The organism is Planctomycetota bacterium (genome assembly GCA_039182125.1).
Lineage (GTDB): Bacteria > Planctomycetota > Phycisphaerae > Tepidisphaerales > Tepidisphaeraceae > JBCDCH01.
The window spans coordinates 24,338-38,347 of record JBCDCH010000015.1 but is presented as its reverse complement, the minus strand read 5'-3'; the positions used below and the strand labels follow the sequence as shown (position 1 = coordinate 38,347).

The following is a 14,010-nucleotide window of genomic DNA, read 5'->3' as shown; positions in this document are numbered from 1 at the left end:
CCGTGCTGACCCTCGCCACCTTCGACGCCTGGCTGCGTGTCCTCACGCTGCAGGATCACAACACGCGGATCGTCGTGCTCGGCACGGTGTTGCTCGGCATCGCGTCAGGGGTGGTCGGATCGTTCACGTTGCTACGCAAACGGGCGCTCATGGGCGACGCGTTGGCGCATGCGACATTGCCGGGGATCGCCATGGCGTTCCTGCTAGCGACGGCGATGGGGGTCGGGGCCAAATCGCTGCCAATCCTGTTGCTGGGCGCGACCATCACCGGCGTGCTCGGCGTCGGCGTCATCCTCGTGCTCACCGCCCACACACCGCTCAAGCAGGACACCGCGCTGGGCGTGGTGCTTTCGGTGTTCTTCGGGGCGGGGATCGCGCTGCTGAGCATCGTGCAACAGCTCGGCACCGGCAGTGCCGCCGGGCTCGAGTCGTTCATCTACGGCAAAACCGCGAGCATGGTTCCGGCCGACGTGGCGATCATCGCCGGGGTCGGCATCGTTTCGCTGGTCGTGTGCGGACTGCTGTTCAAGGAGTTCAAGCTGCTGTGCTTCGACCCCGCATTCGCCAAGTCGACCGGCTGGCCCGTCGTCGGGCTGGACGTGCTGATGATGGCGCTGGTGACGGGCGTGACCGTCGCCGGGCTGCAGGCCGTCGGGCTGATCCTCGTGATCGCGCTGCTGATCATCCCCGCGGCAGCGGCGCGATTCTGGACCGATCGGCTCGGGGCGATGGCCGTCATCGCCGCGATCATCGGCGGCGTGAGCGCGCTCATCGGCACGATCGCGTCGGCCGCCCTGCCCCGCCTGCCCTCTGGCGCGATGATTGTGATTGCCGCAGCCGTGGTCTTCGGGGTGAGCATGCTGCTCGGCTTCCGGCACGGTGTCGTGCCGAGAATGCTGCGTCAGCGTGAACTCAAACGCAACGTCGCCAAGCAGCACCTGCTCCGCGCGGCGTTTGAAGTCCTCGAAGGCCGACCCCTTGGCGAGCCGATCGCGCTCACCGACCTGCAGCCGCGACGGAGTTGGAACCTGGGCCGACTGCGGGCCAGCGCCCGCTGGGCCGAGCGCGCCGGGCAGGTCGTTTTCGACAACGGCCACATGCGCCTCACCGACCGCGGCCAACGCGACGCCGAACGGTTCGTCCGCAATCACCGTTTGTGGGAAACTTACCTGATCAACTTCGCCGACATCGCCCCGAGCCACGTCGACCGTGACGCCGACATGATCGAACACGTCCTCGACGCGGACATGATCGCCGAACTCGAACGGCTGGTCGAAGCGAACGATCGGCTGGCGAGCCCACACGAGATTGCAGAAGCGACGGAGGTGCAGAGATGACTGCACTTTTCCCCTCCGTCGCTCTCCCCCTCGCCGCCTTCGACCTCCACATCGACGGCTGGACCATCGCGGTCGGGGCGATGTGCGCGGTATCTTGCACGTTGGTCGGTGTGTTCCTCGTGCTGCGGCGGATGAGCATGATGGGCGACGCGATCAGCCATGCGATTTTGCCGGGGTTGGCCGCGGCGTTTCTCATCAGCGGCGAGCGATCGAGCCTGACGATGTTCATCGGTGCCGCGGCGGCGGGTGTTCTCACGGCGTTGCTCGTCGAGTGGGTGCGCGGCGCAGGCAAGGTCGACGAGGGTGCGAGCATCGGCGTGGTGTTCACCGCGCTGTTCGCGATCGGCCTGGTGATGATCGTGCAGGCGGCGGACGCGGTGGACCTCGACCCGGGCTGCGTGCTCTACGGGCTGCTGGAGTTCACGCCGCTCTCGACGGTGCCACTGCTGGGGATCGACGTGCCCCGGGCCGCATTGCCGCTGGGGATCATGCTCGTGCTCAACACCGCCTTCGTGTTAGTGTTTTACAAGGAACTCAAGCTCACGAGCTTCGACCCGGCGCTGGCCGACACGCTCGGCTTTCGCAGCGGACTGATGCACTACGCGCTAATGACGCTGGTCGCAGCCACGGCCGTCGCGTCGTTCGAGGCGGTCGGAAACATCCTCGTCGTCGCGGTGCTGATCGTCCCGGCCGCCGCGGCGAGCATGCTCACCGACCGGCTGCCCCGGCTCATCGCCATCGCCGTGCTCGTCGCGATCGGGGCGGCGGCGCTGGGCCATCTCTCGGCGATGTGGATCCCCGCGGCGTTCGGGTACAAGAGCGTCTCGTCGGCGGCGATGATGGCCGTGGCGACGGGTGTGTTCTTCGCCGCGGCGGTACTCTTCGGGCCGCGCCGCGGGTTGGTGTCCAAGCTCTACCACCGCACCGCCCTCTCGCTGCGCATCGCGCGGGAGGATGTGCTGACCCGCCTGTACCGCGGCGATGAGCAGTCCCGTGAGATCCCGATGGAACCGATGGGCCCGCTCACGAGCCGACTGGTCTACGGCCGACTCCGACGCGACGGACTGCTCGCCACCGATGAGCTTGCCCTGACCAAGAACGGCCGCTCGCAGGCGGCGGACCTGATCCGCTCGCATCGATTGTGGGAGACGTACCTCGAGCAGAACGCCGACCTGCCGCCGGGCCATGTGCATTACTCCGCCGAGCGTCTCGAACACGCGATCGATGCGGAGTTGCAGGCGGAGCTCGACGCCGAGGTCGGCACGCCGGCCGTCGATCCGCACGGCCGCAAGATTCCGCGCGAGCAAGGTGCTTCGTCGTAGGGCAGGCAGTGCCTGCCCTACATTATCGGATGCACTGGACCGCCAAGTGGATCGCGCTTCCCGATGCCGAGCCGGACGTGGTGGTCGAGTATCGGCTCGATTGCGACCGGCACATCGACACGCTGCACGTCTCGGCCGATCAGCGTTTCGTCCTGTTCGCCGACGACGTCGAGATCGCGCGAGGGCCGACGCGTGGGACGGTCGATCGCTGGTCGTACAACACGGTGCGTGTTGGTCGAGAGGTGCATGCACTGCGGGCGATCGTTTGGTCGCTGCGAGACGAGGTCGCGCCACAGGCGCAGCAGACGTTTCGGCATGGTTTCGTTTTGCAGGCTGACGGCTGTGACACGGGCAGCGCCGACTGGCAGGCGCGTCGGCTCAACGGTTACACGTTCTCGCCGATGTCGGCACCGTACTCGGTCACGTTCCCCGGCGGGTTGGAGCGGTTCGACGCGACGACGGCGGACGGGCCGTGGAAACCGGTCGAGGCTTGGGCGGAGGCGGGAGCGCCGCTGGGCCGTTGGGGTGAGCGGGGAGCGCCGACGCTTGTGCCGGACCCGTTGCCGCCGATGCTGCAAGTGCCGTGGACGCGGCAGATCGTCCGACACGTCGACGACCGGGCCGACGACGAGCCGTTCGAGTCTTCCGACGAGACCGCGAGGTGGCAGGCGTTGATCGATGACGCCGTACCGATGACCGTCCCGCCCCACTCTCGCGTTCGCTTGCTTCTCGACCTCGGCGACTACGTCTGCGGCTACGACCGCACCATCGCCACCGGGCTCGGAGCCCGCGTCGACATCGGCTGGCAGGAAGCGCTCATCAATCCCACCGACCAAGCCAAGCGTCATCGCGACAATGTCACCGGCATGCAGTTTCGCGGCCGTTGGCAGGCGCTGCGCCTCGGCGCAGAGTCGGTCACGCACCAGACGCTCTGGTGGAGTGCCGGTCGGTATCGGTGCGTCGTGATCGAAACCGCCGACGCCCCGGCCACGATCGAGTCGCTCGGCATCATTGAAACGCGCTACCCGCTCGAGCTGCGCAGCACGCAAACCGTCCGCCCGGACATCGACGCGACGTTTCCGATGTGCTTCCGCGCACTGCAGATGTGCGCCCACGAGACGTACATGGACTGCCCGCACTACGAGCAGATGCAGTACGTCGGCGACACGCGTATTCAAGCCTTGGTCAGCTACGCGTGCACCGGCGACGATCGCTTGGCCCGACATGCGCTGCGGATGTTCGCGCGATCGGTCACACCGGACGGGTTGGTCCGCGCGCGGTTTCCCGATCGGGACGAGCAAGTCATCCCGCAGTTTTCGTTGTTCTACATCGGGATGCTGCACGACTTTCTGATGTGGCGTGACGAGCCGGCGCTGGTGCGTGAGTGCATGCCGACGGTGCGCGGGGTGTGCGAGCGCTTCCTCGCGAACCTTCGGCACGACGGGCTCGTCGATTGGCCGAGTGGTTGGAACTGGGTTGATTGGGTGAGTGCGTGGCCGACGGGCAACCCACCGGGCGCGGCCGGCGGTTCGCTCAGCGGTATCAACCAGTGGCAACTCGTCTACATCCTCGGCCTTGCGGCGGACCTCGAACGCTTCGTCGGTGAAGACGCCCTGGCCGACCGGCTCGACCGACACGCCGCCACCCTCTCGGCCGTCATCGACGCGACCTATTGGGACGAATCCGTCGGCGGCTGGGCCGACACGATCAAGCACGACAGTTTCTCCGAACACGCCCAGTGCTATGCGATCCTCAGCAGCCGGACCGATCGCGAGAAGTCCGAACGGGCCGGACGGTTGCTCGATCCGAGCGACCGCGAAATCCACCGTGGGACGTTCTACTTCATGCACTACGTGTTCGAGGCGTTGCATGCACTGGGCCGCGGCGGCGAGGTGCTGGATCGGCTCGCGCCTTGGCCGGCGATGCGCGAGCTGGGCCTACGCACGACCGCCGAGCGGCCCGAGCCGACCCGTAGCGACTGCCACGCATGGAGCGCGCATCCGCTGCTCCACGTGCATACGACTCTCGCCGGTGTCCGCCCCGCCGCCCCGAGGTTCGCGGAGGTTTCGATCAACCCGAAGGTGGTCAACATCGACGTTCGCATGATGCACCCGCGCGGCGAGATCGCGATGAAGGTCGATGACAGTGACGTGGTCGTCGAACTGCCCGATGGCGTGTCACGGGTGTAGCACACTGCCGATCAACTCCGCGGCGAGGCGCAGCTCGTCGCGACTGATGCTGTGCGGCTTGCCGGGATAACGCTCCACTTGCATGTCGGCGGTCAGGTCGCGCAGCACCTCGGCGGTCACTTCCACCCGGTTAAACGGCACATGCGGATCCGGATCGCCGGTGGTGAGTAGCACCGGGGTGCCCGCAAGATCGCCGGTGTAGGGCGTAAGAGTTTCGCCGATGAGCCCGCCGGTGAAAGCGACCACCCCGGCGTACCGGCGCGGCCTGGTCGCCGCGTACTCACACGCCAAGCACGCCCCCTGTGAAAACCCGAGCAGCACCGTGCGCTCGACCGTCAAGTTCGCGAGCAGCCGATCCACCGCCGCCAACGCCGAGGTCGCCCACGGCTCGTTCTGCTCGCGGGGCTTCATGAAGCCGTGCGGGTACCACGTGTAGTCGTGAGCCTGCGGTGCCAGCACGGCAACGTCGTGTGCATCGGGGAGGCCGTCGAGCAGTTGGGGGGTGAGGGTGAGCAGGTCGCGTGCACTGCCGCCTCGACCGTGGAGTACCACGATCGCCGCCCGGACCGGTGCATTGCTTTTCGACGGATCGGCGTTGGCGGTGAACACCTCGATGTCTGCGTGCGGATCCTCCATCACGGTTGCATTGTGCACCAAAGCCGACCCCGCACGCCACCCCGAATGACCTACGCCGTGACAATCCGCCGTCGTGACTGCGCGCAGTCATGACGTCATGCAGTCACACATAACGACTTGGCTGTTTGACTGCATGACTACACGCCGTTACGCGCCGCTTGACCGCTCGACGGGGCGGAAGATTGTGACGACTTTCGCTGGCGTGTTCGGCGGCGGATCGCCGATAGGTAGTTCCATGATCATCGCCGTTGTGAACCAGAAGGGCGGAGCGGGCAAGACGACGCTCGCGGTGCACCTTGCGTGCTGGCTCGCCGACCAGGGCAAGCGGGTCGCGTTCGCCGACGCCGACCCGCAACAGTCGGCCAAGCTTTGGCTCGCCGGGGCCGCCCCGGACATGCCGGTGCTCTCGCCCGACGACGGCGAGGAGGTCCACGCCGCCCTGACCCAGCTCGACAGCACGTTCGACGCGGTCATCTGCGACGCACCCCCCCGGCTCAACGACACGACCCGCGTGCTGATGTACATGGCCGACTCGATCCTCATCCCCGTCACGCCCAGCACCGTCGACCTGCGTGCCACGCTCCAGGCCAAGCAACAGCTCGACCTCGTGCAGGCGGCCCGCGAGGAGGACGGCGTGTCCCGCGCCGAGGTGCGTCTGGTGATCAACCGCGTCCGCGCTCAAACGGAGTTGAGCAAGGCGGTGATCGCGGTGCTCAAGGGATTGGAGATCCCGGTCGCCCGCCAAACGTTGGGCCTGCGTGATGCATTCGCGCGAGCCTGCACGGAAGACACGGTCGTGACACGGATGTCACGGCTCAAGTCCGCCAAGCAGGCGTCGGAGGAGATGGAGAAACTGATCGCCGAGGTCATGACGCCGGCGGAGCCGGGCGTGACGTTGGCGAGTTTGAAGGAAGCGGCGTGAGTGTGGTGCGCCCCAGCGCGGCGGAGCCGCGACGCACCCTTTGACACAATCAACCCACTGGAGACCCGAAGTGAAACAAACGACAGCCGACAAGATGCTCGCCAGCCTGCGCCGCGGTGCCGATGCGACGCCCGATGCGCTCAAGCGCCTGGGCGTGGACCCGGCGGTGAAGGCCGAGCCAAAACCCGAGCCGAAAGTTGAAGCCAAGCCGGAGCCCAAACCCGAGCCGGTGAAGCGTGAAGTGGCTGAAACACCCAAGCCCAAAGCCGAGAAACCCGCCAAGGCGAAGTCGAAGAAGTCCAACGCCGCCAACGTCAGCCGCAACGTAGACTTCGACGTTTCCACCGGCAAGGGCATCAAGCACCTGACCATCCGCGTGCCCAAGGAGATGGCCGCCGACCTAACGCTGCTCGCCATGCGCAACAAGCTCAGTGAGAACGGCGAGCCGACCACGATCAACGAACTCGGCATCCGCGCGTTCACGCAGATGCTCGAAGAAGCGGCGTAAGCCCGCCGCATGTCGATCACGGCGGCGTCGCTGCTCGCATTCCTGATCGCCAGCTTCGTGCTGGCCGTCACGCCCGGCCCGGGCGTCCTGTACATCGTCACGCGGAGCGTGGCCCAAGGACGCCGGGCCGGGCTTGCGTCAACGTTCGGCGTCGCGCTGGGGAACTTCGGCAACGCGCTCGGTGCAGCCCTTGGACTTTCGGCCATCTTCGCCGTCTCGTCCACGGCGTTCACCGTCGTCAAGCTCGCCGGCGCGGCGTACCTGATCTACCTCGGCATCCAAACGATGCGACGATCCGAGCGGGCCGACACGCCGAACGTCGCGGCCGCACCCGTGGGGCGGGTGATGCGGCAGGGGTTTATCGTCGCGCTGCTCAACCCGAAGACGGCTTTGTTCTTCACATCGTTCTTGCCGCAGTTCGTCGAGCCGACGAACAATGCGTTGATCGCAACGGTGACGCTGGGCGGGCTGTTCGTGCTGATCGCCGCGATCACGGATGCGGGTTACGCTTTGGCCGCCGGGTCCGCGGCCGGCTTTCTCCGCCGCAACCAGTCGCTGCAATCCGCCGGCCGGTATGTGTCGGGCAGCGTGTACATCGGTCTGGGCTTGTGGGCGGCCGTGACGCCGCAGCGTGCTCAGTGACGAAGCTCGATGATGACGCCATCGCCAACAGGGGAACGATGGACGGTCGCCTGCTTGAACGGTGCCGCTTCCTCGGGGCCGGTTCGTCCCTTGAGCGCGAGCAACACGCCGCCATCGTTGAGCAACGGCTTGCTCCACGCGACGAGTTTCTTCATCGGGGCCACAGCACGGGCGACCACGGCATCGAACTTTCGGTCGACGTTCTCGGCCCGGTCGGCGATGACATCGACGTTGCTCAGCCCGAGCGTGTCGATCATCGCCCGGCAAGCGTCCATTTTCTTCGCCACCGAGTCGATGAGTGTGAACCGACGGTGGGGTAGGGCGATGGCGAGTGGGACGCCCGGAACCCCGCCACCGCTGCCGAGGTCGGCGATGGAACTGGCGTCACCGAGATGCGGCAGCAGTGTGAGTGCGTCGGCGGTGTGGCGGACCTCGCCGAGCTGGCGGTCGCGGATGGCGGTGAGATTGAGCCGTTGGTTGTGCTCAAGCAGCAGATCAAGATGACGGTGGAGCAGTTCGATCTGCGCCAGCGTCAGATCGGCCAGTTCGGTCCAGAGCGGGTGGGGCGGCACGCGGCGAGTTTAGCTCGCGTTGCCATTCCAGAACTCGGCCAGCTTGGTCCAATCGATGATGCCGAAGTAGGTCAACGTCGGCAGGGCCACCGCCGCGAGTAAGCCGAGGATCACCAGCCAGCCGGCGAACTGAAGCCAACGCCGGATACTGCGTAGGTCACCCTGCACCGCCGCGAGCGTGTCCGGATCGATCGCGGGCTCGGCGGCAGGCACTGGCGGGGCGGGCGGCAACACCTCCCGGCTCACGGGACGACGGTGCTTCTTCTTCACCGGCCGCTCGATCTGTTCTTCGACGGCTTTGCGTTGTGCCTTTTCCGCTTTGATCTTGTTGGCCGCGATCTCGTCCTCCTGGAACGGCGCGGTCACCGGCAGTTTCCCCGCGACCGCATTGATCCGATCGGCGACCGGTTGGGACTGCGGTTTCGGCTGGGTCCGCGTCGGCTCGTGCTCCACGTCGATCGTCTCGTCCGGGTCCGAGTCGCCGAGTGTGGCATTGCCGACAAACGTATCGGAGAGCGCGGCCTCGGCGAAATGCGTGTCGGAGTTGGACGCTTTCCGTGTGTCGGACGCTTCGACTTCGACATCGCGGATCTCCTCGTCGTCATCGTCGGCCGCAAAGGCGAACGGCCAAGGCGTCTGAGTCGAACTGGACGCATCAGTGCCACCGCCATCGGTCCCGGCACCGACCAACGCCCTGTCCGGCCGCGTCGCCGGTGCCGAGGCAACCTCTGGCAGGGCGGGCATCAGGAACACGCCCGTGCAGGTCTTGCACTGGATTTTGCTGCCCGCGTGCTTGGCGATCTTCTCGCGTGGCAGTTCGTAGACCTTGGCACAGTGGGGACATGTGATTTCGTAGAGTTCCGGCATCTGTCAACGTTCCCCCGAAGTTCCGATAACTGGTAGACCGAACTGCACCCGTACCGCTACGGGCCCGTTGCTTCTTGATTCACTGACGAACATCGCCCCGTCGCGGAATCGCGTGCGAATGCGGAACCAGTCTAGCAACTATTCGCCGGGAATGTACGAAATCACGCCCGCCATCGGGCTGCTGGCGGTGGCGTAGCGCTTTTTCGGGATACGACCGGCGAGGTAAGCGTGCCGACCGGCGAGCAGGCCGTGGCGCATCGCGTGGGCCATCTGCACCGCGTCGTCGGCGTGGGCGATGGCGGTGTTGAGCAGCACGCCGTCGGCCCCGAGCTCCATGCATGCCGCGACGTCGCTGGCCGTGCCGACGCCGGCATCGACGATGACCGGATAGTCCGGGTCGTCCTCCTTGAGCGTCTCGAGGCAAAGCGAGATGTTCAGCGGGTTGAGGATGCCCTGGCCCGAGCCGATCGGCGAGCCGGCGGGCATGACGCTGGCCGCGCCGGCGTCCTTCAAGCGTCGCGCGCTGATCGGATCGTCGCTCGTGTAGCAGAGCACCTGAAACCCTTCCTTGACCAGCTCGGCGGTGGCTTCGAGGGTGCCGACGGGATCGGGCAGGAGGGTCTTCTTGTCGCCGAGCACTTCGAGCTTGACCCAGCCGGCCCCGGGGTTGCCTTGCTTTTCCAGCAGATCCCGCCCGAGCAGCGCGACCCGCACGGCGTCCTCGGCGGTGAAGCAGCCGGCGGTGTTCGGGAGGATCGTGTACTTGTCCAGATCGAGGTAATCGAGCAGCGACTTGCCGTCGGCGTCGATGAGCCGCTCGCGGCGGACGGCGACGGTCACGATTTTGCACTGCGTCGCGGCCAGCGCGTCACGCATCTCGTCGTAGGTGCGGTACTTGCCGGTGCCGACGAGCAGGCGATGCTCATCGCGCTCGATCGTGAAGTCTCCGATGCGCAGCGGGGCGGTCATGCGGCCATGGTAGGGTTGTGCGGAAAGCGTTGACCGACACGGCGACCCGCGTTACAACCCACGATGATGCAGACCTGGGTCTAATCCAACACGCCGACCGTCTCTCGATGAACGTGCCGCCCGCATGACGCGGCGTGGTCGGTGTTGGTTTGGTCTGGTCATGCTCCCTCCGTGGAGCGATCTTCCCGTGAAACCTTCTCGTTCTGGCCGTCGCCGTGACGGCTTCCAGTGCATTCACTGCCGACAGTTCATTTCCAACCATGCCTCCGGCACGCAGCACCGCAATCATTGCCCGTGGTGCCTGTGGTCGCGTCACCTCGACGACAAGCCCGGCGACCGGGCGAGCCCGTGCCGGGCACCCACCGAACCGATCGCGATCACCGTTCGCCCCGACGGCGAGTGGGCGATCGTCCACCGTTGCACCCGCTGCCGTGACTTGAAAACCAACCGCATCGCCGGCGATGACAGCGAGCTGGCATTACTTCAGTTGGCGTTGCGTCCGCTGGCTCTGCCGGCATTCCCGCTCGACGCCTTGGGCGCGCTGCGAGGGGTCGATGCGATAGGCCCGGAGGGCGGAGAACCTTGATGCGAAGGGTGATTTCGCTTCCTTTTGCTGCGATTCATGCCAAACTTGCGGATGCCCATGGCAAACGACGTACAAACCAATGGGGAATCGGCCGACAGCGCTGCGGTGCGGGCGGACGGTGCGGGCGGATCGACGCCAGATTTTTTCGGGCACGTTTATTCCGAATTGCGTGACCTCGCGCACAGCCGGATGACGCATGAGAAGGCGGGACTCACGCTACAAACCACGGCGTTGGTCCACGAGGTGTACCTACGGCTCATGAAGAACCCGGAGGTCACCTGGGAGAACCCGCGTCATTTCTTCGGCGCTGCCGCCGAAGCGATGCGGCGGATCCTGATCGAGCGTGCCCGTCGGTACGCCACGCACAAGCGGGGCGGCGGGCGCAAGCGGGTCGACCTCGACGGCGTCGTCGACGCCGGTGCGGTGCTCGGGAACAACGGGGCAAACGACGAAGCGGTCGCGATGCTCGAACTCAACGACGCGCTTTCCGAACTCGAGCAGAAGGACGAGCGGATGGCCGAGGTCGTGAAACTTCGGTACTTCGGCGGGCTCAGCGTGGAGGAAACCGCCGCCGCCATCGGCGGCTCGTCCCGCACGGTCAAACGCGACTGGGCCTTCGCCCGCGCCTGGCTCGCCAAACGTCTTGATGGCAGACAGGAACCCATCCATGGCACAGCCGGAGACGATCGATGAACGAAGCGGGGCCGACGGCTGGGATCGCCTGAAGGACGTCGTCGCCGACGCGCTGGAACGCCCGGCGACCGAACGGTTGCGCTTGCTCGAAGACGCCATCGGCGATGACCCCGACCTGTTCGCACAGGCCGTTGATTTGATCGATGCCGTCGGTGAAGACGCATCCATGCTGAACGCGCAGACCGACGCGTTCATCGGCCTCTCCGGCCCCGACACCGCCGCGCTCGACGGACGCCGCATCGGGCAGTTCCAACTCCAGCGCCTGCTCGGCGAAGGCGCGATGGCGTCGGTGTACCTGGCCAAGCAGGACGACGTCGGTCGGCCCGTCGCGCTCAAGGTCTTCCGCCCGCACGCACTCGGCCATGACGCGCTGCTGCGTTTTCGCCGCGAGGTTGACGCGCTGGGCCGGATCGAACACCCGTTCGTCGCACGCATCTTCGAAGCCAACATCCATTACGACATCGACCTGCCCGGCAAGCGCGGCCTGCCGTACATCGCGATGGAGTACGTCGACGGCCTGCCGGTCACGCACTTCGCCCGAGAACGCAAGCTCGACACCGAGCAACGCATTCGCCTGATCGCCGACATCGCCGACGCGGTTCACGCGGCCCACCAGAAAGCCATCGTCCACCGCGATCTCAAGCCGGGCAACGTGCTGGTCGCCGACGACAGGAACTACGGCACGCCCAAGGTGCTCGACTTCGGTATTGCCCGCGTGCTCGAAGAAGTCGACGCCACCGCAGCCAAGAAAGATCGCGTGCAAACGCTGCACACGACCACCGGCGTCTTGCTCGGCACACTCGGCTACATGGCTCCCGAGCAGGCACGCGGTCAGGCCGACAAGATCGACACCCGCGCCGACGTCTTCGCCATCGGCGTCATGCTCCACGAACTGCTCACCGGCAAACGCCCGGTCGACACCGACGGCCTGCCGCTCACCGAGGTGCTGCGGCGTCTGTCCGATCCGAGTATTCCCAGCCCCGACGGCGTCGATGGCGACCTGCGGACCATCCTGCAAACGGCGTTGGACCCGGAGCCGGCGCGTCGTTACCCATCAGCCGAGGCGTTGGCCGATGACCTGCGACGAACGCTCCGCCACGAGCCGATCACCGCGCGCCCGCCGACGCGGATGTACCTGACCCGTAAGTTTGTCCGCCGTAACTGGATCCCGGTCACCGCGGGAGCAGCAGTCGCCGTCGCACTGCTGGCGGGCACCGTTGTGTCAACCGTCGCATTCCTGCGCGAAGCGAACGCCCGGGCCCAGGTCGAGGTGGCCGCGCAGCAGTCTATCCAGACCAGCGAGTTCCTGCGAAGCATGCTTGTCGCGGCCGACCCCGGAGAAATGGGCCGAGATGTGACGGTGCAGGAAATGATCCGCGCCGCCGAGCCACGCATCGCCGTGGAGTTCGCCAACAATCCGCCGGCCGAAGCGACACTGCGACTCGCGCTCGCACAGACTTACAGCGCACTCGGCTACATCAACGATGCCGACGCGCAGTATGTCCGCCACACCGAACTGCTGCTCGACGCCTATGGGCCGGAGGACGAAACGGTTATCGCGGTCGTGTCCGAACATGCCGGGATGCTCATCAACGCCGGCGAAGTCGAGAAGGGCGGCGCGTTGCTGGATGCACACGCCGACGCCGTCGAGCGGCTCGATCCGATGAGCAAGGGGGCCATCATGTTCGACGAGTCCCGTGCGAACCTGTTGGTTACCATCGGCAACTACGACGACGGTCTGATCCTCTACGCCGACATGTTCGAGCGGGCCAGGCAAAGCGACGACCCGGAAAACTTCGACACGATGGCGAACAACTACGCCATCGCGCTGTCGTACGCCGGCGAGATCGAGAAGTCGATCGAGATCAATCGCATCAGCGTCGAACATCGCCGCAATCGGCTCGGGCCCAACCATCCCGAAACGCTCATGGCCGAGGTCAACTACGCCCAGTCGATCCAGCCGACCGATCCGATCGCCGCGTCGAAGCTGCTGAGCGAAGTCGTACCCGCGCTCAGCGAGCAACTTGGCCCGCTGCATCCGACGAGTATCGCGGCCCGCCGTGGGTTGGGTGAACTGCTCGTCGAGGCCGGCGACGTGCCGGGCGGTGTCGCGGTGCTCGAGGAACTGCTGGCCGACATGATCAACGGCGGGCTGTCGGACCTCCAGATGGTTCGCAACTCACTCGGCACCGCGCTTTCCAAACTCGAACGGCACGATGAAGCGCTCGAGCAATACCGCCTTGCCCTAGACGCGATTGCCGAAGAGCTGGGACCGGAACATCCCAACACGCTCATCGCCCGGGCCAACTACGCGACCGGACTTGGCAACGCCGGCCAGAACGAAGCCGCCCGCGAACAACTCAAGGCCATCCTCGACATCCAGCGACGTACGGTCGGTCCGGACAACATCAACACGCTGATCACGATGAACAACCTGGCCATGATCGACCTCGAACTCGGTCGGCTCGCGGAAGCCGAGGCGTTGTTGCGGCCGTTCATCGACGGGCTCGTGTTGGTCGGTGCCGAAGCGAACATACCGCTGGCCCGGCGAAACCTCGGCCGCGTGCTGACCGCGGCCGAGAAGTTCGCCGATGCGGAAGCGGAACTTCGGCTCGCGTTCGAAGGATGCCAACAACTGCTCGGCGTCGATCAACAGATCAAAACGGCCGGCTACCTCGTCGAGCTTTACGAGAAGTGGGGCAAGCCCGACGAGGCCAACATGTGGCGCGAAGTGCAACGTGACCTGGGCTGACCAACGCGTCTTGCT

General features: G+C 66.1%; 13 protein-coding genes. 9 read left to right on the top strand and 4 right to left on the bottom strand.

The window, feature by feature from the left end; all coding sequences use genetic code 11:
• Positions 1 to 2: 2 nt before the first annotated feature.
• The 3 genes from AAGD32_05820 to AAGD32_05810 are packed head-to-tail and all read left to right on the top strand — an operon-like array spanning position 3 to position 4,848.
• Positions 3 to 1,337, top strand: coding sequence for an iron chelate uptake ABC transporter family permease subunit (locus AAGD32_05820; protein ID MEM8873761.1), 1,335 nt, complete (start codon positions 3 to 5; stop codon positions 1,335 to 1,337).
• Positions 1,334 to 2,659, top strand: a complete 1,326-nt coding sequence (locus tag AAGD32_05815; GenBank protein ID MEM8873760.1) for a metal ABC transporter permease — start codon at positions 1,334 to 1,336, stop codon at positions 2,657 to 2,659. The genes AAGD32_05820 and AAGD32_05815 overlap by 4 nt, the downstream gene beginning before the upstream one ends.
• Before the next feature lie 29 nt (positions 2,660 to 2,688).
• On the top strand, positions 2,689 to 4,848 hold the full coding sequence (locus AAGD32_05810; protein ID MEM8873759.1) for an alpha-L-rhamnosidase: 2,160 nt from the start codon (positions 2,689 to 2,691) through the stop codon (positions 4,846 to 4,848).
• On the opposite strand, the gene AAGD32_05805 is transcribed toward AAGD32_05810, so the two are convergent.
• On the bottom strand, positions 4,837 to 5,484 hold the full coding sequence (locus tag AAGD32_05805; protein ID MEM8873758.1) for an alpha/beta fold hydrolase: 648 nt from the start codon (positions 5,482 to 5,484) through the stop codon (positions 4,837 to 4,839). The two genes, AAGD32_05810 and AAGD32_05805, sit on opposite strands and share 12 nt — an antisense overlap.
• A gap of 235 nt (positions 5,485 to 5,719) precedes the next feature.
• Between AAGD32_05805 and AAGD32_05800 the strand changes: the two genes are divergently transcribed.
• The 3 genes from AAGD32_05800 (at position 5,720) to AAGD32_05790 (ending at position 7,556) form a co-directional block, all read left to right on the top strand.
• A complete protein-coding gene (locus AAGD32_05800) occupies positions 5,720 to 6,406 on the top strand; it encodes a ParA family protein (protein ID MEM8873757.1) in 687 nt (228 codons plus the stop codon).
• 70 nt (positions 6,407 to 6,476) lie between these two features.
• Positions 6,477 to 6,914 (top strand): hypothetical protein, encoded by a 438-nt coding sequence (locus AAGD32_05795; protein ID MEM8873756.1) that lies wholly within the window; start codon positions 6,477 to 6,479, stop codon positions 6,912 to 6,914.
• Positions 6,915 to 6,923: 9 nt separating this feature from the next.
• Entirely contained in the window at positions 6,924 to 7,556 is a 633-nt protein-coding gene (locus AAGD32_05790) for a LysE family translocator (protein ID MEM8873755.1), read from the top strand.
• On the opposite strand, the gene rsmG is transcribed toward AAGD32_05790, so the two are convergent.
• From rsmG to AAGD32_05775, 3 genes are all read right to left on the bottom strand, one after another.
• Positions 7,550 to 8,128, bottom strand: coding sequence for a 16S rRNA (guanine(527)-N(7))-methyltransferase RsmG (gene rsmG, locus AAGD32_05785; protein MEM8873754.1), 579 nt, complete (start codon positions 8,126 to 8,128; stop codon positions 7,550 to 7,552). The two genes, AAGD32_05790 and rsmG, sit on opposite strands and share 7 nt — an antisense overlap.
• A gap of 9 nt (positions 8,129 to 8,137) precedes the next feature.
• Positions 8,138 to 8,995 (bottom strand): zinc-ribbon domain-containing protein, encoded by an 858-nt coding sequence (locus AAGD32_05780; GenBank protein MEM8873753.1) that lies wholly within the window; start codon positions 8,993 to 8,995, stop codon positions 8,138 to 8,140.
• A gap of 138 nt (positions 8,996 to 9,133) precedes the next feature.
• Entirely contained in the window at positions 9,134 to 9,964 is an 831-nt protein-coding gene (locus AAGD32_05775; GenBank protein ID MEM8873752.1) for a thiazole synthase, read from the bottom strand.
• 187 nt (positions 9,965 to 10,151) lie between these two features.
• On the opposite strand from AAGD32_05775, the gene AAGD32_05770 reads away from it, so the two are divergent.
• The 3 genes from AAGD32_05770 to AAGD32_05760 are packed head-to-tail and all read left to right on the top strand — an operon-like array spanning position 10,152 to position 13,995.
• Positions 10,152 to 10,550, top strand: coding sequence for an RNHCP domain-containing protein (locus AAGD32_05770; protein ID MEM8873751.1), 399 nt, complete (start codon positions 10,152 to 10,154; stop codon positions 10,548 to 10,550).
• A gap of 57 nt (positions 10,551 to 10,607) precedes the next feature.
• On the top strand, positions 10,608 to 11,243 hold the full coding sequence (locus tag AAGD32_05765) for an ECF-type sigma factor (protein ID MEM8873750.1): 636 nt from the start codon (positions 10,608 to 10,610) through the stop codon (positions 11,241 to 11,243).
• Positions 11,218 to 13,995 carry a serine/threonine-protein kinase gene (locus AAGD32_05760; protein MEM8873749.1) on the top strand — a complete coding sequence of 926 codons (2,778 nt, stop codon included), beginning with the start codon at positions 11,218 to 11,220 and terminating at the stop codon, positions 13,993 to 13,995. Before AAGD32_05765 ends, AAGD32_05760 begins: the two co-directional genes overlap by 26 nt.
• Positions 13,996 to 14,010: the final 15 nt, after the last annotated feature.